Consider the following 25,228-nt stretch of genomic DNA (forward strand, 5'->3'; position numbering starts at 1 on the left):
ACGCTAGTGTCGATTTTTGCAAAGAGATATTAACACTTACCCCCTTATGTGTCAATATTATTTTTTAATTTTTTTCACATCTCCATTTAAATTTTGCTTCTTTTTTGATAAAACTCCTTGTTTATAAAAGTTTTCTTTTTAGTTTTCTTCTATATATGTCAAACGTTTGATATCTGATTTTTGCCGGTTCATTTTTCTAAAAAAATTTTTTTAACTTTATTTACAGAAATAAAAACAGAATAAACTGCAGAATTTCTTTTACTAATAGGCTTTACAACTTATACAAACGTTTCTCCTTGTTCTGTTTTTATCACTAATTTGTACTATTTTTAAAATGCGGGGAAATTTTGTGTCAAACGTTTTTTAGTTTTTCATTTTTATGAATCAAAAACCCCTATTTAAGGCTATTTTCTAATACTTCCATGAAAATTTTCAAACAGGCTTCCATCCTTAAATTGACACTATCTAGTGAAATGTCGTATACTTATTGGCATCGATAGAACAATTTACTTTAAACTGTTCAACGAACTATACAAACAGTATGTGGGAGAAAAAAATGAAACAACAAAAAAATAGTGTCTCTGAAAAAGGGCACGGCTATTTCCGCAAACGTAACAAGGCATTGGTCTCTATGATTACCCTTTTTGGAGCCTTGATGGTAAGCTCTGTTGCCATGGCTGACGAGGTCAACACCAATCCGACTTCTGAGATCCCAGCAACCGCTCAAGCAGTAGCAACCAACACCAGTGCTCCTACCACTACTAGTGAGGAAGTTGCTACGACGGAAGCAACTTCTTCTCCATCGGAATCAACAGCAACTGTAACTGCCACTCAACCGGTCAGTGCAACTCCAGCAACTACTTATAATACTCCAAAAATCACCAACGACGTCACCTTTGATAAAGCGACTTATAAAAGTGGGGAAGACGTCCGCATCTCTATCAACAACCCTGAAGTGGTTTCATCTGATGTCACTGTCTCTCATTTAGATCAGGTCATTTATGAAAAGAAAAACGTTGAAGGTGGCGAACTGACAATTCCAAGTACTGTCTTTTCACCTAATGCTGGATTTATCGTTGATGTCCTTGGTAAGAAAGCAGATGGCTCCCAAGCCTTTCATAAAGCAGCGGGTCTTGCTGTTGAAGATGACTGGACGATCTACCCACGTTATGGGGTGGTTGCCGGCTCTAAAGACAATCACAACTCCATCACCAATGATCAGGTAGAAGGCTACAAGAACAGTATTGACCAATTGGCCAATATGCACATCAATAACTATTTCTTCTACGATGTCTACAATACACCTGCCAACCCATTCCCAGCAAATGTTGAACGTTTCACTCAAGACTGGGCGACTTTCTTAATTCCAAATAGCGAAACAGATCCTGACAAGCGCAAGTCTTACTTACCTGTCATCGATACAGAAGCAGTCAAAGAGCTGGTGGCTCATGTCCATACAACTGGTGCCAAAGCCATGCTCTATAACATGATTTACGCAGTTTCCCTCGAAGAAGGGGTTCCAAATGAAGTGAAAAGCGCCGTTGTTCGCAATCTAGAAGACCATTTTAACTTTGGTAAAAAGGGGGATGTCACAGCGACCGATATCCAACAATTTCTCGATCCAGGCGATCCAAATTGGCAAAAATTCATCATTGAAGTCATGACCAAAGCCATGAAAGAAGGGAATTTTGATGGATGGCAAGGGGATACCATGGGATCTAACTGGGTGGAAAAAGTCAGTGAACCTGGAAAAGGCTTCTCTTTGAGCGAACACTATCCAGAACTAGCCGCAGCTGCAACAGAGGCCCTCAAAAAAGAAGGCTATGACTTTATGATCAACGATATCTCTACTGGAGATGCTGATCGACTAGGTAAGACCACTGTCTCTGCACCTTATGCGGAAGTTTGGGGAGATAGCATTGCCTATGACTCTACCTACCAAGCCTTGACGCGCCTTACCGAACGGATGCGAGATTTATACAAGGGGAAATCTCCTATCATCGCAGCCTATACCCATCGTGGTAAAAATGCATCAGCCCTCAGCAAAGACAACGAATTGCTGACAGATGCCATCATCGCAGCGAGCGGTGGTTACCATATGACGACTGCAGCCCTCAATACTTCTCAAGATGCTAAAGGTTTTGGGGTGATCCAAGCAGAATGGTATCTCAATCAAAACCTACCAGTCAATGCCGACTTTGCCAATGCAGAATTCAACTACCAAGAATTCATCGTTGCTTATCAAGAACTTCTCCGCGGACGCGACACCTTGGCGCATGATACCCGTCGGATTGTAGACAATACAAATGTACTGGTGAACGGCAACTTCATTGGATCCAACCTGGATAATGCTGACGGGGTTCAACCTGGAACCGTTTATACCATTACAAAAGAAACCAAGACAGGTGATCGAATTTCTCACTTGATCAATTTGGTCGGCATCACTGAAAACAAATGGAACAGCGCTGTGAATACAACCGAAAAATTGACCAATATTCAAGCTTTTGTTCCACTCGGAAAAATTACAAAAGACCAGGCTGAACACGCCAGCATTTACTGGGCAACACCTGATGCTGTTGAAGGAAAATACAACATCAACCTCCGAGAAACAAGCGCAAATGTTTATTATGACGGAGGAGCTGGCCAATGGATGGCTGCTATCGATGTTCCGAGTCTAGATGTATGGGTCATGCTCTATGTCAAACTCAATGAAGCCGCTCATGTTCTTTATCAAGACGAAAACGGAGTTGAGCTCGAACGTTCCAGTGACTTGGTTGGTCATACAGGTGAAAAGATCAACTACTCTACAAAAGAAACCATTGCCAACTATTTGAAGAAAGGCTACGAACTAGTAGAGAATGGCTTCGATGCAGACGGACAACCGAACTTTGACCGCGACGCTAACAACACCAATGATGATGGCGTTCAAGAGTTTATTGTCCGCTTGGCACCAAAAATTGTGGAATTTTCTGCAACACAGCCCATCCAAGCCGGTCAAGTTGTTCCAGGAGATAGCGAAGGTCGTGTCTATCCAACTCCTCTAGCTCCAGCTGGTCAAACAACGGCTGATCTGAATCATTTATCTGAAACAGTGACCCGTACGGTAACCTATGTAACAGAGGACCAGGATGGATCTAACCGCCAGCCTGCAGGAATAGCTGATCAAACTAACACCCTTCATTTCAGTCGCAAAGGTACCATCAATTTGGTGACAGGCGAGACAAGTCTTGAAGACTGGACAGCTCAAGACGGCACAAGCTTTGCAGCTCTTGAAAATCCCGTCAAAAAAGGCTATGTTGTCGTAGCAGAAGAATCGACTGATGCCACCTCTTCTGATCTGACAAAAGCAGGAGAACATACAGGCATTCATGCTGATGCAGCAGACATCACAGATACGGTCATCTATCGCCCAGTCGGTGCCTATAGGATCAGCTATGCTACTGGTAAAGAACCAGCCCATGCTCAAAAAGAGATCACTTATCTAAATGATCTCACAAATCCAACCGCCATTGCATCTCCTACCGCTACCCTTCCTTACGTGGAGGGATTAGAGCCAAAAGATGCTCGTGGACAAGTCTTAAACCTTGTGGATCCACTTGACGAAACCAAAGGCTATCTTCTTCCAAGCCCTGATTCTCCAACAGCTGATACTGCTATTACCTATGCCATCAGCAAAGGATCGGTCAGAGTACGATTCCTCATTGAGGGAGGCGACACTGATCTGCAAGAGGCGCAAGACCTTGCTACAGAGGCAGATTTCGGCACCAAGTACACCAGTGAGGCCCCAACAGAAATCACAAAAGATGGTCGTATCTACCATCTAGTTGGACACCGTGCTGATTCTGCTGATCCAAGTGGCACAGTCACAAAAGGAATGAAAACGGTCATCTATGATTACAAGTTAGCTACAGGAACGGTCATCGCGCGATTTGTCATCCAAGATACTAGCACTCAATTGCAACCAGAGCTTGCCGTTGCAACAAATGTGGACAATGGAACCCATTACGTCGCTAGCGCACCAGATGAGATCTCCTACGACGGCCACATCTACGAACGGATCGGTGCAGCTGAACAAACTGGGAACGTAGAAGTGGGAACAACCATCTTGATCTTTGCCTACAAGGTCAAAGAAATCCCTACTCCACAACCATCCCCAGAAACAGAAAAAGAAGAAACAGTCAGCCCTCTTCCTTCCGTGACAAAAGCAAACACGACTGATGCTCATGAAGAAAAGGGATCAACACTTCTCTCTAACAAAGAAGAGGAGAAACCTCTTGAAACAACAAGCCAAAAAGAGGAACTCCCTGAAGTTGTTCCTAACACCCCTCAAGAAGGAACTCATCTACCTGCAACAGGTGAAGAAACCTCTCAGCTAGCCCTACTTGGACTTGGCCTCTTAGCAGGTTTGTCCAGTCTTATCCCTTACAAAAAGAAACAAGAGTAGATCCCAAACACAAAGAAACTCCCTATGGAATTCTGTTCCAAGGAAGTTTTTTTATATTTATACAACTCATTCAGAGTCTAAATCCCTTTTATGAGGGTGACTGACGACAATAAGGGTGTGAAGTACTACCACTCCAAACCCTACTGTATTCCAATTCAAAGTGGATTCATTCCCCTTGTTGCCGGCAGTTTGAAAGATCAAATTGCTTTACTAGTATACTGTTTTCTCTACTTCAAGTCAATGGAATTTTACTGAAACTAGTAACCGAATGAAATGAATATATAGAATTTTACTGAAACTTTTTCATCACATTTATGCATGTTTTTCTAAGTTTCCAATACCAAACAAAGAGGCCTTGCTCTTTCGAGCAAAGCCTCTTCCTGTTGGATCTAAAATTGTCACCTCATCAACAAGTTTGCTGATGTCACCTCAATTTTAGTCTTCGCGTTTTTTGCGTTTTGCAAGTCCCGCAAGGCCAACCATACCAAGTGCAGCACCTAACAATGCAGCAGATGCTGATTGTTCTTCACCAGTTTCAGGAAGTGCTGGAGCTGGAGGAGTTGTAGGTGTTGGCGGTGTTGGCGGTGTTGGTGGTGTTGGCGGTGTTGGTGGTGTTGGCGGTGTTGGTGGTGTTGGTGGTGTTGGTGGTGTTGGCGGTGTTGGCGGTGTTGGCGGTGTTGGTGGTGTTGGTGGTGTTGGTGGTGTATTAGGCGGTGTTGTTGGTGGTGTTGTTGGTGGTGTTGTTGGCGGAATAACAGTGTTGTTAAACTCTGTATCTTCTGGCAACTTAGTAGTAGCTACTAATACCTTACCTGCTTTATTCACCACGATACCAACAGTTGCAACCATCTTATCGTATACAACGCTAGAATCTGTGCCACGGATTTCTTCTACATGGTAGAGATGAGTTCCTTCTTCACCACGTTTGAATTCAAGATTTGAGAAGGTGATCTTACCAGCCGCATCATTGGTTACGGTTTCGATCACATTTCCTTTTTCGTCCTTAAGAACGAAGCTGAATTCACCAGCCTTCAATGCACGACCTTCCAATTTCTTAGTGAATTGGAATTGAACCTTAACTGGAATGTTGACTACACGTTTTTCAGTTGGTTTTTCTGGTTTTTCTACAGTCTTCTTAGTTGGATCGTATTGGTGTACGATTTGTGAAGCTGTATTTTCAATGTCCACACCATCTTGAGCAGATTGTTTAATTTCTGCAGGAATTTCAAACTTGTAGTAACGTCCAAAGGCCAACTTAGTTGTGTCGATGACTTGTGTATTTTCTGCGTCTCCAAGTGACTTAGTCAAGTCTGCTTTAGAAGTTGCAGTAATCACACCGTTTTCAACCTTGATATCAAACTTAGCTGTTACATCTTCTCCTGTTACAGAGTCGTATGCCTTAATATCAGCTCCGTTGACAGTCAAGTTCGCACTGTCATATTTATCTGTAACACCAACAGATTGAATATTGTGTGCTTCAGTGAATTTAGTTGTATCCAACCATACTTGGTAGTATACTTTATCACCTTTCTTGAGTGTCTTCGTATTGATGTTTTGAGCTTCGTTGTTGGCAGTACCGTCCACATATGGGTTCGCATTTGTTTCCGCAACCTTATCCTTCAACTCTTTATCATCGTCGAGAAGTTTCACACCTGTAAGATCGAATTTAGATTCGTTCAAGATGTATTTCTCTGGATTGAACTCTGGAGTTTCTGGAGGTGTTACACGGTTGTTGAACTCTTTATCCGCTGGATCTGTTACGTTAGTGATGAGAGCTTTCGCTGTTCCGTCATGTTTAACTTCTACAGTTACTACTGCTTTCATCGCATCATAAGTGACCGTTCCGTCAGTACCTTTGACTTCTTCAACTGTGAACTTGTGTTCGCCTACTTGTTCTTTCTTGAATTCAAGTTTAGAGAACTTAACGTTACCAGATGCATCGTTGCTTACAGTTTCAACAACTTTACCTGTTGAATCTTTCAATACGAAGCTGAATTCGTTCGCTTTCAATTCACGTCCTTCTAAACGTTTAGTGAAGTTGAATTCTACTGAAACAGGAATGTTCACAACACGTTTTTCAGTTGGTTTGTTTGGTTTCTTCACTGTCTTGCTTGTTGGATCGTATTGGTGAACGATTTGAGCCGCAGTGTTTTCAATATCCGCACCACCTTTAACAGTATCTTTCACTGTTGCTGGGATGTCGAACTTGTAGTAACGTCCAAACGCAAACTTAGTTGTGTCGATCACTGGAGTATTTTCTGCGTCTCCAAGTGACTTAGTCAAGTCCGCTTTAGAAGTTGCAGAGATAACACCGTTTTCAACCTTGATATCAAATTTAGCAGTCACATCTTCGCCTGTTACAGAGTCGTAAGCTTTGATGTTTGCAACATTAATATCAAGTTTGTCTTCTTCGTAGTCATCAGTAACACCAACAGATTGGATGTTGTGCGCTTCAGTGAACTTAGTTGTATCCAACCATACTTGGTAAACAACCTTATCGCCACGTTTCACTGTCTTAGTATTGATGTTAGCTGCTTCATTATTGTCAGCCTTATCAGCGTAAGGATTTGCGTTTGTTTCCGCAACCTTGTCTGCCAATTCTTTATCATCATCAAGAAGTGATTTACCAGTAAGGTCGAATTTCTCAGCGTTCAAGATGTATTTCTCTGGGTTGAACTCTGGAGTTTCTGGAGGAGTCACCTTGTTGTTAAATTCTTTATCCGCAATGTCGCCAACTTTCGCGATCAGAACTTTAGCTTTTCCGTCGTGTGAAACTGTGACTGTTACATTCGCTTTCATAGTGTCGTATGTAACGGTTGCGTCTGTTCCTTTAACTTCTTCTACTGTGTAGTTGTGTACGCCTTCTTGACCTTTCTTGAACTCAAGTTTAGAGAACTTAACGTTACCATCTTTATCGTTCTTCACAGTTTCAAGAGTCTTACCTTCTGAATCTTTAAGAACGAAGCTGAATTCATTGGCTTTAAGCTCACGACCTTCCATACGTTTAGTAAAGTTGAATTCTACTTCAACTGGCACGCTGTTGACACGTTTTTCAGTTGGTTTTTCAGGTTTTTCAACTTTCTTAGTAGTTGGGTTGTAGTAGTTGACTACTTGAGCAGCAGTGTTTTCGATGTCAACTCCACCTGCAACGTCAGCTTTCACTGTAGCTGGGATATCAAACTTGTAGTAACGTCCGAATTCGAATTTAGTTGTGTCGATCACTTGTGTGTTTTCTGCATCGCCAAGTGACTTAGTGAAGCCATCTTTAAGGGTTGCAGTAATCACACCGTTGTTCACAGTAATATCGAATTTAGCTGTTACATCCGCACCAGTCTTACCGTCATAAGCTTTGATTGCTGAACCATCAACATCAACTTTAGCCTCATCGTAGTCATCTGAGATTCCTACTGATTGGATATGGTCTTTGTTGTTAGCATCAAATTTAGTTGTATCCAACCATACTTGGTAAACAAGTTTTTGACCTGGTTTAACTGATTTAGTATTGATATTCGCTTTTTCGTTATTAGATGCATCGTCCGCATATGGGTTTGCATTGGTATCTGCGTACTTGTCTGCCAACTCTTTATCATCATCTAATAATGAAGTTCCAGTCAAATCAAATTCTTTTTCGTTTAGAACATATTTTTCTGGATTGAATTCTGGAGTTTCAGGAGGTGTTACACGGTTGTTAAATTCTTTATCCGCAATTTTGCCTACAGTCGCTACGAGAATCTTAGCTGTTCCGTCGTGTGAAACTGTGACTGTTACATTCGCTTTCATAGTGTCGTATGTAACGGTTGCGTCAGATCCTTTAACTTCTTCTACTGTGTAGTTGTGTACGCCTTCTTGACCTTTCTTGAATTCAAGAGCTGAGAACTTAACGTTACCAGATGCATCGTTCTTCACAGTTTCAAGAGTCTTACCTGTTGAATCTTTAAGCACGAAGCTGAATTCGTTAGCTTTAAGCTCACGGCCTTCCAAGCGTTTCGTGAAGTTGAATTCCACTTCAACTGGAACGTTGTTGACACGTTTTTCAGTTGGTTTGCTTGGTTTTTCAACTTTCTTAGTTGTTGGGTTGTAGTAGTTTACTACTTGAGCCGCAGTATTTTCGATGTCTACACCACCAGGTACATCAGCTTTCACTGTTGTTGGGATGTCGAACTTGTAGTAACGTCCGAATTCGAATTTAGTTGTGTCGATCACTTGTGTGTTTTCCGCATCGCCAAGTGACTTAGTGAAGCCATCTTTAAGGGTTGCAGTGATCACACCGTTGTTCACAGTGATATCGAATTTATCTGTTACTTCTGCGCCTGTTACTGAATCGTAAGCTTTGATCTTAGTAGAATCAAGTTCCAATTTAGCTTCATCGTAGTCATCTGAGATTCCTACTGATTGGATGTTGTCCTTGTTGTTTGCGTCAAATTTAGTTGTATCCAACCATACTTGATAAACCAACTTATCGCCACGTTTAACAGTCTTGGTATTCAAGTTTTGAGCTTCGTTGTTTGATGCATCGTCCGCATATGGGTTCGCATTGGTATCTGCGTACTTGTCTGCCAACTCTTTATCATCATCAACGAGCTTGTCACCTGTGATATCGAATTTCTCTTCAGAAACAACGTATTTCTCTGGTTGGAACTTAGGTTCTTCTGGAGGTGTTACACGGTTGTTAAATTCTTTATCCGCAATTTCGCCAACAGTCGCGATCAGAACTTTAGCTGTTCCATCGTGTTTCACTGTGACTGTTACATTCGCTTTCATTGTGTCGTATGTAACGGTTGCGTCTGTTCCTTTAACTTCTTCTACTGTGTAGTTGTGTACGCCTTCTTGACCTTTCTTGAATTCCATAGCTGAGAATTTAACATTACCAGCCGCATCATTGCTTACAGTTTCAAGAGTCTTACCTTCTGAATCTTTAAGCACGAAGCTGAATTCGTTAGCTTTAAGCTCACGGCCTTCCAAACGTTTAGTGAAGTTGAATTCCACTTCAACTGGAACGTTGTTTACACGTTTTTCAGTTGGTTTGTTTGGTTTTTCAACTGTCTTGCTTACTGGGTTGTAGTAGTTTACTACTTGAGCCGCAGTATTTTCGATGTCTGCACCACCAGGAACATCGTTCTTAACAGTTGCTGGAATGTCGAACTTGTAGTAACGTCCAAATTCAAATTTAGTTGTGTCGATAACTTGAGTATTTTCTGCATCTCCTAGAGACTTAGTGAAGCCAGCTTTAAGAGTTGCTGTGATTACTCCGTTATTAACTGTAATATCAAATTTATCTGTTACTTCTGCGCCTGTTACTGAATCGTAAGCTTTGATCTTAGTAGAATCAAGTTCCAACTTCGCTTCATCGTAGTCATCTGAGATTCCTACAGATTGGATGTTTTCTTTGTTAGTTGCTGAGAATTTAGTTGTATCCAACCATACTTGGTAAACCAACTTATCTCCACGGTTAACAGTCTTGGTATTGATGTTTTCTGCTTCGTTGTTGGTATCTTTGTCAGCATATGGGTTGGCATTTGTATCTGCATACTCATCTGTCAACTCATCATCATCGTCAGCAAGTTTTGATCCAGTGATATCAAATTTTTCTTTATTAAGAACGAACTTCTCTGGTTGGAACTTAGGTTCTTCTGGAGGAGTTACACGGTTGTTAAATTCTTTATCCGCAATGTCGCCTACAGTTGCCACAAGAACTTTAGCTGTTCCGTCGTGTGATACAGTGACTGTTACATTCGCTTTCATTGTGTCGTATGTAACGGTTGCGTCTGAGCCTTTAACTTCTTCTACTGTGTAGTTGTGTACGCCTTCTTGACCCTTCTTGAATTCAAGAGCTTTGAACTTAACGTTACCAGATGCATCATTGCTTACAGTTTCAACTTCTTTACCAGTTGAATCTTTAAGCACGAAGCTGAATTCGTTAGCTTTAAGCTCCCGACCTTCCAAGCGTTTCGTGAAGTTGAATCCTACTTCAACTGGAACGTTATTTACACGTTTTTCAGTTGGTTTGCTTGGTTTTTCAACTTTCTTAGTTGTTGGGTTGTAGTAGTTTACAACTTGAGCCGCAGTATTTTCAATATCTACACCACCAGGTACATCAGCTTTCACTGTTGTTGGGATGTCGAACTTGTAGTAACGGCCGAATTCGAATTTAGTTGTGTCGATCACTTGTGTGTTTTCTGCGTCGCCAAGTGACTTCGTGAAGCCATCTTTAAGGGTTGCAGTAATCACACCGTTGTTCACAGCGATATCGAATTTATCTGTTACTTCTGCGCCTGTTACTGAATCGTAAGCTTTGATCTTAGTAGAATCAAGTTCCAACTTAGCTTCATCGTAGTCATCTGAGATTCCTACTGATTGGATGTTGTCCTTGTTAGCTGCGTCGAATTTAGTTGTATCCAACCATACTTGGTAAACCAACTTGTCGCCACGTTTCACAGTCTTGGTATTCAAGTTTTGTTTTTCGTTGTTTGATGCATCGTCCGCATATGGGTTCGCATTGGTATCTGCGTACTTGTCTGCCAACTCTTTATCATCATCAACGAGTTTGTCACCTGTGATATCGAATTTCTCTTCAGAAACAACGTATTTCTCTGGTTGGAACTTAGGTTCTTCTGGAGGACGAACAGTATTGTTGAACTCTTTATCAGCAGGATCTGTCACGTTTGTGATCAAGGCTTTCGCTGTACCATCATGACGAACTTCAACTGTAACGACAGCTTTCATTGTATCGTATGTAACGGTTGCGTCTGAGCCTTTAACTTCTTCTACTGTGTACTTGTAGGTACCTTCTTGACCCTTCTTGTATTTAAGGGCAGTGACTGTTTTACCAGCTTTATTTGTGTAATCCACTGGAGCAAACTTGATCTTACCAGCTTTGTCGTTGGTTGCCGTTGCGATCACAACATTGTCGCTGTCTTTCAACTCGAATGTGAATTCGCCAGCTTTAAGGTCGCGACCTTCCAATTTCTTAGTGAAGTTGAATTCTACTGAGATTGGAACACTGTTGACACGTTTTTCAGTTGGTTTGTTTGGTTTTTCAACAGTCTTGCTTACTGGGTTGTAGTAGTTCACAACTTGAGCTGCTTTGTTTTCAATATCGGCACCAGCTACCACATCGTCTTTCACTGTTGCTGGGATATCAAATTTATAGTAGCGTCCAAATTCAAACTTAGTCGTGTCAATGATTTGAGTGTTTTCAGCGTCGCCAAGTGACTTAGTGAAGCCATCCTTAAGGTTAGCTGTCAGAACACCATTGTTATCAGCGATATCGAATTTAGTCGTAACATCTGCACCAGTAACTGAATCGTAAACCTTGATATCTGAAGCATTAACAGTCAATTTATCCTTGTCGTAGTTATCTGTGATACCTACTGTTTGGATATTATCTTTGTTGTTTGCGTCAAATTTAGTTGTATCCAACCATACTTGGTAGTAAAGTTTTTGACCACGTTCAACTGTCTTAGTATTCAAGTTTTCATCTTCGTTGTTGGCAGTTGTATCGACATATGGATTGGTGTTTGTTTCACCATATTTATCTGTCAATTCAGAATCGTCATCAACGAGCTTCGTACCTGTGATATCGAATTTCGCTTTAGAAACAACGTATTTCTCTGGTTGGAACTTAGGTTCTGTTGGTGGAGTGACACGGTTGTTGAATTCTTTATCCGCAGGTTCTGTCACGTTTGTGATCAAGGCTTTCGCAGTACCATCATGACTTACTTTAACAGTTACAACTGCAGCCATTGGGTCGTAAGTAACAGTTGAGTCTGTACCTTTCACCTCTGTTACAGTGTAAGTGTAAGTACCTTCTTGACCCTTCTGGTATTTAAGGGCAGTGACAGTTTTACCAGCTTTGTTTGTGTAGTCAACTGGAGTGAACTTGAAGTTACCGTCTGCGTCGTTGGTTGCAGTCGCAATCACAACATTGTCGCTGTCTTTCAACTCGAATGTGAATTCGTTAGCTTTAAGCTCACGACCTTCCAATTTCTTAGTGAAGTTAAATTCAACTGAGATTGGAACATTGTTGACACGTTTTTCAGTTGGTTTTTCAGGTTTTTCAACTTTCTTAGTCGTTGGGTTGTAGTAGTTTACAACTTGAGCCGCAGTATTTTCGATATCCGCACCAGCTACCACATCGTCTTTCACTGTTGTTGGGATGTCGAACTTGTAGTAACGTCCAAATGCGAATTTAGTTGTGTCGATCACTTGTGTGTTTTCTGCATCGCCAAGTGACTTCGTGAAGCCAGCTTTCAAGTTAGCAGTGATCACACCGTTGTTGACAGCGATATCGAATTTATCTGTTACTTCTGCGCCTGTTACAGAGTCATAGGCTTTGATGTCAGCTTTATTAAGATTTAATTTAGCTTCATCATAGTTATCTGAGATACCAACTGTTTGGATGTTGTCCTTGTTAGCTGCATCAAATTTAGTTGTATCCAACCATACTTGGTAAACCAATTTAGAACCACGTTCAACAGTCTTGGTATTCAAGTTTTCTGCTTCGTTGTTTGATGCATCGTCCGCATATGGGTTCGCATTGGTATCTGCGTACTTGTCTGCCAACTCTCTATCATCGTCAACGAGCTTGTCACCAGTGATATCGTATTTTTCTTTAGAAACAACGTATTTCTCTGGTTGGAACTTAGGTTCTTCTGGAGGTGTTACACGGTTGTTGAATTCTTTATCAGCAGCATCTGTTACGTTGGCAACGATCGCTTTCGCTGTACCATCATGTGATACCACAACTTTAACAGTAGCAACCATTGTGTCGTATTTGACAGTTGCATCTGTACCAGGAGTTTCTTCAACTGTGTAGTTGTATGTCTTACCAAGATCATCACGACCGAATTCAAGAGTCTTGAAGACAATCTTACCAGCCGCGTCATTCTTCACGCGTTCTACTTCAACACCGTCTTTCTTCAATACGAATTCGAATTCCTTGGCTTGAAGTTCACGACCTTCCAAACGTTTCGTGAAGTTCATTTCCACTGGAACTGGAACACTGTTGACACGTTTTTGTGTTGGTTTTTCAGGTTTTTCAACTGTCTTGCTTACTGGGTTGTAAACGTGAACTGTTTGGTTGGCTGTATTTTCAATATCAGCACCAGCTTTAACAGATTCTTTCACAGTTGCTGGAATATCAAATTTATAGTAACGTCCAAATTCGAACTTAGTTGTATCGATAACAGGAGCGTTTACTTTGTCTTTGATAAATTCATCTTTAGAAGTTGCAGTGATGGTGCCGTTTTCAACTTTGATGTCGAATTTATTGGTTACTTCTGCACCAGTTACTGAATCGTATGCTTTGATGTCAGCTGCATTGACGTCCAATTTATCAGCGTCGTATGTATCAGATACACCAACGTATTGGATGTTGTTCGCTTCAGTGAATTTAGTCGTATCAAGCCATACTTGGTAAACCAATTTAGAACCACGTTTAACTGTCTTAGTATTCAAGTTTTCTGGTTCGTTGTTGGTTGTCTTATCTACATATGGATCCGCATTTGTTTCAGTGTACTCATTTGTCAACTCATCGTCGTCATCCATCAACTTGTTACCAGTGATGTCATATTTCTCTTTAGAAACGACAAATTTTTCTGGTTGGAATTTTGGAGTTTCTGGAGGAGTAACTTTGTTGTTGAATTCTTTATCTGCAGTACCATCAGTAGCGTTACCATTAGCATCTTTACCACCAGTTGATGTCACGTTTGTAACAGTTGTCAATGAATGACCGTTCTTCGCAACTTCAACAGTCACTGTAGCCTTCATTTGGTCGTAAGTCATTCCAAATTCTTTGTTTGCCGGAATCACTTCTTCTACAGTATATGTGTGGGTACCAACTTTTGTATTGTCAAATGACAATTCTGAGAAGGTAACATTACCGTCAGCATCATTTTTCACTGTTTCAACTTTGTTACCAGCAGCATCTTTCAATACGAAGCTGAATTCGCCTGCAGCCAATTTACGGCCAGCCAACTTCTTAGTGAAGTCAAATTTCGTTACAACTGGAGAAACCACATAGTTGTTAAACTCAGTGTCTTCTGGCATTGTAACAGCTGCGCTCAAGAGACCTGTAGCTGCATTTTTGGTTACATTAACGGTTACGACTGCGTTCATTGAATCGTAGTCGATGTTTGTATCTGTTCCAGCTTTTTCACGCACAGTGTAAGTGTGTTCACCTACAGCGTTGTATTCAATCGCATCAAATGTGATAGATCCATCTGCTGCATTTTTCTTGGTTTGGATCACATTGCCATTTTCAAGCAATTCGAATGTGAAGGCATCCTTTGTAAGTTCTTTCCCTTCAAGACGTTTAGTGAACTTGAATTGAGCTTGAGTTGCAGCAGGTGTGAAGGTATTGTTGAACTCTGTATCTGCAGGAAGAGCATTTGTTGCTTTAAGAACGTGACCTTCTTTCGTAACAGTAATTGTTACTTCAGCTTTCATTGGGTCGTAAGTCATTCCTGCTTCAGAACCTTGGACTTCTTCTACAGTATACTTGTGAACACCTACTTGTGTATTGTCAAAGGTCAAATTATCAAAGGCTACAACACCTTGTTTAGTATTGGTCTTGGTTTGAAGAGTCTTACCATTTGCATCTTTCAATACAAATGTAAATTCGCCTTCTTTCAACTCACGGCCTGCAAGGGCTTTGCTGAAGTCGAAACGAGTCTTAACTGGAGCTACTGCAAAGTTGTTAAACTCTGTATCTTCAGGCATAGTCACCTTAGCAGTCAAGACACCAGATGCAGCATCTTTCGTAACGTTAACTTTTACGACTGCATTCATATCATCGTAGTCGATGTTTGTATCTCTTCCAGCTACTTCACGTACAGTATAAGTGTGAGAACCTTCTTTATCGTAAGAGATCGCGTCGAATTGGATGGTTCCATCAGCCGCATTTTTCTTCGTTTGGATGACATTACCATTTTCAAGCAATTCAAATGTGAAGGCATCCTTCGTGAGCTCTTTCCCTTCCAATTTCTTAGTGAACTTGAATTGAGCTTGTGTAGCAACAGGTGTGAAGGTATTGTTGAACTCTGTATCTGCAGGAAGTGTGTTTGTTGCTTTAAGAACATGACCTTCTTTCGTAACAGTGATTGTTACTTCCGCCTTCATTGTATCGTAAGTCATACCAGTTTCTTTATTTTCTGGGATAACTTCTTCTACAGTGTACTTGTGCTTACCAACTTGTGTATTGTCAAAAGTCAAATCATCAAAGGCTACAACACCTGCCTTAGTATTGGTCTTAGTTTGAAGGGTCTTACCATCTGAATCTTTCAATACAAAGCTGAATTCGCCTTCTTTCAACTCACGACCTGCAAGAGCTTTACTGAAGTCAAACTTAGTCTTAACTGGAGCCACAACATAGTTGTTGAAGATCTTATCATCTGCACTTGATTTGAATCCACCTTCACCAGTGTACTTAACTGAAGCTTGCAAATCACCATTAGCGTCTTTCGTAACCTTTACAGTCATGGTTACTTCCATAGCATCATAGTCGACATCTTTATCTGCACCTTTTACTTCAGTGATGGTATATGTATAAGTACCTTCTTTTTTAAATGACAATTCTGAGAAGGTTGCCTTACCATCTTTATTTGTGACAGTTTCTTCCACACCAGGTGAAGATGAGTTTTCCTTAATCTTGAAGCTGAACTCACCATCAACAAGCACACGTCCCTCAAGTTGTTTTTCAACTTCTGGTTTTACCTTGATGGTTTCTGTCTTATCATAGTAGTAAATTGGTTGTTTGTAAGGAACTAAGGAGTTGAGCAAGTCAACGTTGGTACCAATACCATTTACCCCACGAACCAATTGTTCATTTGGAGAAAGGTGGCCAATATTATCTCCCAAGAAAGGAACAAAGACTGTCTTATACGGAGTGTAGGCAGCATCCCATTGGAAATCAAATGGAACTTCTTTACCATTTGGATAGTTTACACCTTTACTATCAGTGAAAGCAATGGTGTTAAGAGGAGTTTTCTTAACAACTAATTCTTCTTTGTTATAGTCACCAGGCTTGATTGGTTTGGTTTCCGCTAAAAGCATATAACCATCAGTGTTCAAAGTACCATCTGAACGTTTGCTTTGTTGTTTTGGATCTAGTAGGTAAACACGAACCACTACAGATCCATCTTCACCCACAATTTCCTTGATACGCTTAATTCCTGCACGCTCAGCATCCATGAATTTCGTACCAACTTTGTAGGGACGACTTACATAACCCGAAGTCGTATCTGGATCAGCTGTTTGATATAGTTTATAGGCTGTTTCTCTAGTGATTTTATCTGTGAGTTCTTCAGTCTTTGTAAATTGACGTTCCCCAGAAGCTGTGAAGTTTTGACCCTCCATAGCTTTCAGAGTATATGTAGCTAACTCAGTTTCATTACCATTTTCTTTATAGTCCTGAGTTGTAACAGACTTACCAGTTGCTTTATAAGTAGGGTTTTTCTGATCAACAACTTTATAGTAAGTAGTTTTTTCCACACTAACTGGAATCTTAAAGTTTGTATCCGTAACTCGGCGACCATTGTAAGCAGGTTCAACCGCATTGATGATATCGTTTGAGTTACGTGCGGCGTAAACAGCATCAAAACGAGCTTGCTCAGCCGGAGTCAGATTATGGCCAGCAGCAACTAAAGATTGAATCTCTGATCCAACTTCAAATCCCATTTGAATGAATGGTTGATCTGTCTTACCGGGTCCTTGACCAGCACCTGCTTGGTAATCCACTTGTAGTGTCAACTCTTTATTGGATTTTTGACCTGTTGTAGTGAATTTTTGAACACCACTTGTTGCAGTGACTGTGTGTGTTTCTACTACATTACCCGTATTTTTATCAATCAATTCAACCTTAGTATCTGTTGAAGTGTCAAAGTTCTTGTATGCACGTGCATAGTAGTTTGTATTATAACGGGCATTGAATTCTGTAAGATTCCAGATACCATAAGTATAGAAGTCTCCTTCTTTAGCTTGGTAGCCAGCTGGAATTGTTTGAGAGTGTACAGATGCCCCGTTAGGATCTGTCATGTCTGGATTTGCAGCAACTTTATCAGCTATAGTCGTTACAACATCAAGTGGCGCTACGTTATGGTCTGTCAAAGCACGTTTACCACGACGGCTACGACTTGTTGCCAAAGCACCAGCATTCGTCAAATCAGTTGAAGCTCGATCAAGTACTGCACTACGATCTTCAGTTACTGCCCGATCTTCTGTAGAACCTTCAGTGCCACGAAGTGAAGTTGGCTTCACTGTACGATTGAGAGCCATAGGAGTTTCTCCTGGTGCTTCACTTGCAGCTGGTGCTTCTGAGTTTTCACTCGCGGCAGCACTGGTTGCAGTAGGTTTTGCTGTAGCAGCCGCTGTTGTAGAAGCTGGTTTAGAGCTTGACTCTTGTTTCTTCTCTACAGGTTTGCTGGTTTCTGATGACGCTGTCGTTTTTGGAGCTTCTTCAGATTTTTTAGTTTCAGCTTTTGCTTCTTTTTTAGTCTCAGCTTTTGCTTCCTTGCTTTCTGTAGCAGCTACTTTCTCAGCTACTTCAGATTTTTCAGTCGCTGAAGCTGGTGCTTCCGAAGTTGAAACAGAATTAGAAAGGTCTACTTTTAGTGCAGGTGCTCCCTGACCATAGACTGTGGAAGCAGCTGGTGCTTCTGTTTGACTTGACTCTGTTGGAGCAGGTTGTACTGCTTCTGAAGTTGCTGTTCCTGCAGATTCAGAAGGTGCTGTTGCTTCATCCGCTGACGCAGATTGAGCTCCTGCAGCAAAGAGCGCTGTTCCTAAGAGAACAGAACAAACCCCAATGCTATATTTTCGTAAAGAAAAGCGTTGGCGTCTATTGAAAATATCCTTCATTTATAGGATCTCCTTTTTCATATTTCATGATTCCATGATACAAATAAAATTGTAACACTCTTGACATCCAGAGTCAATCTGTCGAAATAAAAATGTAACATTCTTGTTAAAATGTCATATTATACCACATATTTTTTAATAATTTGTGCTAAATTGTCACATTTTTTCCTATCCGGTTCACTTTTTTTACACCAAAAAAAGAATACAGGAAAACAAAGATCGTTCTTTCTTCCTATACTCTTCTATATAATTATTTCACTTCTGAGATCAATCCGGTGTCCACATCATACACCGCTCCCGAAATAACGACATCCTCTGGAATCAAAGGAGAAGCCTTTAAAAGCTCCATATCTTCACGGACACTCTCCTCAATATCTTGAAAGGGAAGGAAGTCGCGATCTCCTACATCCACACCCAGTTCTTTCTTGAGATGCTGACGGAAACCTTCGTTTTCAAAGGTCTGTGCGCCACAGTCTGTATGGTGCAAGACCACAATTTCACGGGTTCCCATTTGCTGCTGCGAAATGACCAAGGAGCGAATCATATCATCGGTCACGCGCCCTCCAGCATTCCGCAAAATATGGGCATCTCCAAGAGCCAGACCTAGTGCAGGCGCCACGTGAAGACGGGAATCCATACAGGTCACAATGGCGACTTGTGTTTTGGGCTTAATCGGAAGACGGAGGTCTCCATGTAGCGCCACATAAGCTTGGTTAGCTGTTAAAAAATTATCAAAATAAGACATGGTCTCTCCTTTATTCCTTTGAAATTCAAATCATCTATTATTTTACCACATCTCACTATTTCTGTCAGAAAGGATCTCCCGTCATCTGTCACATCTGAAAAAAGAGAGTGGGACAGAAATCGGTAATTCGTTAGAATTCGATTTCGTCGTCCCACCTCCGCACAGTTGAGCAGGGCTGTAAAAGCTGATGAAATCAGCGTAGTAGAGCCCACTCAACCACTGCGTCTTGCTCGATAATCCAAAAACAATTGAGAGGCTAGGACTTTTGTCCCAGCCTCTTTTCTTCTATTAAAATACTTTCTTCAAGACTTCAGCTAGTGTACTCACACCGACCACTTGGATACCTGATGGTGTCGTGATCCCCGTCAGAGAATTTTTAGGCACATAAATCTTGGTGAAACCGAGCTTAGCAGCTTCATTGATCCGTTGTTCGATCCGATTGACTCTGCGGACTTCTCCGGTCAAGCCCAACTCTCCAACGAAACACTCTTGCGGGTTGGTTGGCTTGTCCTTGTAGCTGGAAGCAATGGCTACGGCTACGGCTAGGTCGATAGCTGGCTCATCCAACTTGACACCACCTGCAGACTTGAGGTAGGCATCCTGATTTTGAAGGAGCAAACCCGCTCGTTTTTCTAGCACTGCCATGATGAGACTAGCTCGATTAAAATCAAGCCCCGTTGTCGTCCGCTTGGCATTTCCAAACATAGTTGGCGTCACCAAGGCCTGCACTTCAGCTAGAATTGGACGCGTCCCTTCCATGGTGACCACGATGGACGAGCCAGTCGCGCCATCCAGGCGCTCTTCCAGAAAGACCTGACTAGGATTGAGAACCTCGACCAAGCCACCTGATTGCATTTCGAAGATACCGATCTCATTGGTCGAGCCAAAACGGTTTTTGACCGCTCTCAGAATCCGGAAGGTATGATGGCGTTCTCCCTCAAAGTAGAGCACCGTATCCACCATGTGTTCCAGCATCCGAGGACCCGCCAAGGTTCCTTCCTTGGTCACATGCCCTACGATAAAGATGGCGATGTTATTGGTCTTAGCTAGCTGCATAAGCTCAGCTGTTACCTCGCGTACCTGAGACACAGACCCCTGAACCCCTGAAATTTCAGGAGACATAATCGTCTGAATGGAGTCAATGATGAGGAAGTCAGGCTGGATGCGCTCTACTTCTGCTCGCACGCTCTGCATATTGGTCTCAGCATAAAGATAAAACTCACTGTCGATATCCCCCAAGCGCTCAGCTCGTAACTTAATCTGCTGGGCTGACTCCTCTCCACTAACATAGAGAACTGTTCCCACTTGAGATAGTTGGGTCGATACTTGAAGAAGCAGGGTCGATTTCCCAATTCCTGGATCTCCACCGATAAGGACAAGACTTCCCGGCACCACACCACCACCAAGGACGCGGTTAAATTCCTCCATCTCAGTTTTGGTCCGATGGACATTGATAGAGGTCACGTCCGCCAATTTCATGGGTTTGGTCTTTTCACCCGTCAAGGATACCCGTGCATTCTTGACCTCTGCGACCTCGACCTCCTCGACAAAAGAAGACCAAGATCCACAGTTGGGACAGCGCCCTAGATACTTGGGTGAATTGTAGGCACAATTTTGACAAATAAAAGTCGTTTTTTTCTTAGCTATGATTCTAATCCTCTCATTTTAAAATCTCTTATTAATTTTTCACATCAGTAACTATTTCTTTTCAGAACAATCAATCCACCATCATCCGCATGGACATAATACTCCCCATCAGGACTAAATCCAAAAATATAGGGTAAATAACCTTTATAAATTTGAGTTCTAGTTTCTTTATTCTCTTCCCAATAAATGGTTAAAATCGGATATTCTTCAGATTGGTTTTTATCCATTGTCACTCGAATGTTTTCACCATTGTTCAGAGGGAGACTTCCACCATATTGCCCAGCGATAAGGATAGGAGAATCAGAGCCCTCACACATGGCTACTAACTCTATTTCATCGTAATCACCATCTATTGGAGTAACTTGACCATTTTCACTGTCAATGATGGACATGTAGTCTGAAGAAATGCAAAGAATTTGATGATGGGCCTCAGGGATAAATGCTAGGTAAAGAAATCCTCCAATACTAATCTCAAAAATCTTCTTATACCCTCGACAATTCTCGGCGGTAAAAGCTTGAAAATCTTTATAGCTCATTTCATTGTACTTCTTTCTATATCTCTATCTCACACTCAATCACTTGGCAAAAATCAATCTTCTCATTTGGCACAAACTGGCGCATGAGCATTCCGTGAGTTACAATGATAATAGTTTTATAATTTTTATATTTTTCCAAAGCTGTTAAAAAACGATGACGCATCTCTAGATCAGTTTCATAGCGATAAAGAGAATCTTCAGATAAAGCTCCTTGATGTTTTAGATAATATTCATGAGCTACCAATACACTAGTTAAATCAGAGTTAGTGCCATCTAAGTCTGGACGCCACTCATGAAAAAACGGCTCCACAAACAAGTCCAATCCTGTTTCAACTGCTATATAATGTGCTGTTTCTAAAGCCCTCGTCACAGACGATGAAATAATAATCTCTGCCTTTCCAAAACTTGCAGTTTTAGCAACTTCTTTTGCCAGACTGCGACCTTTTCCTGTCAATGGTGCTAAATCACGACCAAAACCACTATAGAGTTGCGGATTTTCAAGTTTATCAAGCATACTATAATCTGGCTCCCCATGACGAACAAAGATAATCTTCATATTAAGATCCCCATAAAACTATCCAATCTTGATTCCGCAATCTTGCCACTGCTTCAGTGTTTTAGAGAATTTCTTCTGGTTGGCAACTCCGACAGCAGACAAATCGACAGAAACCTGATAATTCTCCTTGACAGCTGCCAAAACGGAAGCCTTGACACAGCCATTGCCATCTACCCCTATAAACTCTATGCTTTTAGCACCGTTTCCCTCTAAAAAATCTTTTAAATCTGGATTAGTAAAGCAAGAAGCCCGACGCTTTTCAAAAATACGAGAAGATACAACCAGCAAGTCGGTCGCAAATTTCTTCTTCCTATCTTTTCTCTCCCAGAAAAAACGATTGAGAATATAGATAACTCGGTCGCTAGGATAGGTAGCAATTTTGTCATTTACAGCTGCAGTCAGTTTTTCATGATATGCTTTTCCTACAGCAACGTAATCTGACTGCATGTCTACAACTAATAAATAGTCTGCCATTTTATTCCTCTATTTTCCCGTACTTCCAAATCCACCGGTCCGCACGCCATCCGCTTCATCCCCATCTGCAATTAAGAACGGCGCAAAGACAGCCTGAACTACACGTTCCCCAACTTCAAGGATGACTTCTTGGTCCGTAATGTTTTTCATCTGAGCAAAGATATGGCCTTCATTTCCTGGATTGCCGTAGTAGTCTCCATCGATAACCCCAACAGAGTTGATCAAGACCAGGCCTTTTTTGCGAGGGTTAGAGGAACGGTCATAGAGATAGAGCACCTCAGTCGGTTGCATATAGGCCTTGACCCCAGTTGGGACGAGGACGATTTCTCCTGGTGCAATGACCGTGCGCTCTGCCACCTTTAAGTCGTAGCCAGCTGCGTGTGCTGTCTCCCGTTTTGGCAACAAGTCCTGATTGGTATAGCTTGATACAAGTTCAAATCCACGAATTTTTGTCATCATGATTCCTCTTTCATTCTAAATAGTTTCTATCTTTTCTATTATACCATCACTTTTCCCTAGCGTCTCCCCTCTACTACTATTCGTATTTTTAAAAAGAATTCTCTTCAATCTGAAAGTTACATTTTGTTTTCATGTTTTTTCTGAAAATAGAACGCTATCATGACTGATATGACATATAATTTGTGCTAAAAAATGCTATTTTAAGCTTGAAGATAAGGGTTATTTTTGCTATAATTCCCTGTGTAGGGAATAATTTTAAAAGTAAAATATTTTACCCTATAAAATTATTTTATGGAGGTCGTGTCTCAGCATTCAATTCTTATTACCAACAGATTGGATTTAAACATCCAGATCTTTAAGAGTAATCAGTCATTGATGATTAGACACTATTTTTTTATGAAAAGGGAAGATAAAATGAAAAAGAAAAGGAATATCAAAATTTTCTCATTTGTCCTTGCTTTATTAACGGTTCTCTTCACTCTCAGCCTGACCAAAACGTCAGCCGAGACACCTGAAATAACCGTTAGCGGTAAATTCGTGGATACGATTAAGAATATTCAAGTATCTAGAGAACAAGGTGGTAGTATTGATAGTCCTATTGGTCAATGGGATCAGTTTAAAATCACTGCGGATTTTGATTTGACAGGAAAGGATGTCAAGGCAGGAGACACAACGGAACTTTACCTATCAGATCCCTTGATTATTGCTAATCAAAGTTTTGATATCAAAGATGGTGATGAAGTAATCGCTCATGGAATTGTAGACAAAGATCAGAAGAAAATTTCATTAACTTATACGGATTATGCTCAAAAACATACTGGTACAAAAGGTGATTTCTTCTTTTATGCTAAAGTAGATTATACGAAGCACCCTGAAGCAGGGGAAATTCCAATACAAGTAACGGTTAATAATAGAACAATCGTTGTAGGAAATATCCCGTATCAAGGTGTTGGAAAATCTGGCCCTGAGCTCTTTCTAAAAACCAGTGAGGTTCATAAGGATGATCCTTCAACTATCAGTTATGTGATTTCTGTCAATCAAACGAAGAAAAATATTAAAGAAGTCACAGTAGAAGATCATATGCAATTCACCAATGCAGAATACGTCAAAGGTAGTATCCGTGTCTTAAAAGGTACATATGTCTATAAAGATGGTGGGTGGCAGTTACCTGATGCAGTAGATGTGACGGATCAACATACCATTACCGTTAGTGAAGATGGTCGATCTTTCGTAGTGAATCTTGGGGATATTACTGAAGCTGATCAATACCGTATCTTATATGATATTCATTTGAATTACAAACCTCAAGATGGTGAAAACTTAGTAAACCAAGCCACCCTCAAAGGGAAGGATGTAATTGTTAATGCAATACCGAACACATCAAAGATCCAACTTCCTGGTGGTTCCGGAAAAGGTTATGTCTTTACCATTCATATCCATAAAGTGGGCGACGCAAATCAACCACTTGCTGGAGCTAAATTCAAAGTGGTACGTCAAGCCAACAACCAATTAATCGGTGAATATGTGACCGATAAAGATGGGAATATCACAGTCAATGGTCTTTTAAAAGATAAATACATCTTAACTGAGTTACAAGCACCTGAAGGTTATACCATTACTACCGCTGATACCCCAGTTAATGCTGAAGACTTTAGCGAAACTGATAATGCAGTGACGAAGACAATCGTCAATCCAAAAGCAAAACCTAAAGCAACTCAAGCTACCATCGAACTAGATAAAACTCTGACAGGACGTGATCTAACAGATGGAGAATTTAGCTTTGAATTGTACGAGGGTGCTAACAAGCTTCAAACTGTTACAAACAAAAACGGAAAAGTAACATTTGCACCAATTGAGTACACCGAAGAAGGTGAACACACCTACACTGTTAAAGAAGCAACTGGAAATACCCCAGGTATTACCTATGACAAGACTGATAAACAAGTAATTGTTAAGGTGAAAAAAGATGGCGACAACCTAAAAGCAGATGTAGTGTATCCAGAAAATAAAACCTTCTCAAATACTTATACGGCTCCTCAACCAGCAAAAGCTAAAATTTCAGCCAGCAAGATTTTAGAAGGTGCTGAATTGAAGAATGGCGAATTCAATTTCCAATTGTTGGATGAAACCGGAAAAGTTCTTCAAACAAAACAAAATGCTGCAGATGGTACGGTAACCTTTGATGACATTTCATATTCATCAGAGGACGCAGGAAAAACTTTCCACTACACGATCAAAGAAGTCATTCCTGAAAGCAAAACAAAAGGAATGACCTACGATGAAGGAAGTATTGATGCGACCGTAACTGTCACAAAAGATGATGCAAGTAATACACTCAAAGCTTCTGTGGCATATGGTGATAAGAAGTCATTCACTAACAAATTGGTAACAACTTCCATTCCACCAACTCCTCCGACTGTTGACAAACCTGAATTGAAGCTTTACAACATTCAATTGCACAAAGCTAACGCAGACGGAAACGCTCTTGCAGGTGCTGTATTCGGGCTTTTTGA

At 41.1% G+C, this 25,228-nt stretch carries 9 protein-coding genes; 2 read left to right on the forward strand and 7 right to left on the reverse strand.

The features are described 5' to 3' along the window. The first annotated feature begins 556 nt into the window (after positions 1 to 556). Complete coding sequence (locus O3629_RS08645; RefSeq protein WP_371609039.1) at positions 557 to 4,444, forward strand: glycoside hydrolase family 66 protein; 3,888 nt, start codon at positions 557 to 559, stop codon at positions 4,442 to 4,444. A gap of 435 nt (positions 4,445 to 4,879) precedes the next feature. Here the strand turns inward: O3629_RS08645 and O3629_RS08650 are convergent, their stop codons facing one another. From O3629_RS08650 to O3629_RS08680, 7 genes are all read right to left on the reverse strand, one after another. Continuing rightward, on the reverse strand, positions 4,880 to 18,298 hold the full coding sequence (locus O3629_RS08650) for an SspB-related isopeptide-forming adhesin (RefSeq protein WP_371609040.1): 13,419 nt from the start codon (positions 18,296 to 18,298) through the stop codon (positions 4,880 to 4,882). Positions 18,299 to 18,548: 250 nt separating this feature from the next. Then, positions 18,549 to 19,043, reverse strand: coding sequence for a carbonic anhydrase (locus O3629_RS08655; protein WP_003008959.1), 495 nt, complete (start codon positions 19,041 to 19,043; stop codon positions 18,549 to 18,551). A 288-nt stretch (positions 19,044 to 19,331) separates the two neighbouring features. Beyond that, positions 19,332 to 20,693: a DNA repair protein RadA gene (gene radA / locus O3629_RS08660; protein WP_345770907.1), complete on the reverse strand. Its 1,362-nt coding sequence runs from the start codon at positions 20,691 to 20,693 to the stop codon at positions 19,332 to 19,334. Between the two features lie 41 nt (positions 20,694 to 20,734). Further along, a complete protein-coding gene (locus tag O3629_RS08665; RefSeq protein WP_201089699.1) occupies positions 20,735 to 21,226 on the reverse strand; it encodes a hypothetical protein in 492 nt (163 codons plus the stop codon). A gap of 16 nt (positions 21,227 to 21,242) precedes the next feature. Further along, complete coding sequence (locus O3629_RS08670) at positions 21,243 to 21,782, reverse strand: histidine phosphatase family protein (protein WP_201089697.1); 540 nt, start codon at positions 21,780 to 21,782, stop codon at positions 21,243 to 21,245. An 18-nt stretch (positions 21,783 to 21,800) separates the two neighbouring features. Next, positions 21,801 to 22,256, reverse strand: a complete 456-nt coding sequence (locus tag O3629_RS08675; RefSeq protein ID WP_201089695.1) for an isochorismatase family protein — start codon at positions 22,254 to 22,256, stop codon at positions 21,801 to 21,803. 9 nt (positions 22,257 to 22,265) lie between these two features. Beyond that, positions 22,266 to 22,712 (reverse strand): dUTP diphosphatase, encoded by a 447-nt coding sequence (locus tag O3629_RS08680; protein ID WP_048716720.1) that lies wholly within the window; start codon positions 22,710 to 22,712, stop codon positions 22,266 to 22,268. A gap of 417 nt (positions 22,713 to 23,129) precedes the next feature. On the opposite strand from O3629_RS08680, the gene O3629_RS08685 reads away from it, so the two are divergent. After that, a partial coding sequence (locus tag O3629_RS08685; RefSeq protein WP_371609041.1) for a Spy0128 family protein occupies positions 23,130 to 25,228 on the forward strand: 2,099 nt, incomplete at its 3' end.

Origin of the sequence: Streptococcus sp. 27098_8_12, from assembly GCF_041432115.1 — a bacterium.
Taxonomy (GTDB): domain Bacteria; phylum Bacillota; class Bacilli; order Lactobacillales; family Streptococcaceae; genus Streptococcus; species Streptococcus parasanguinis_V.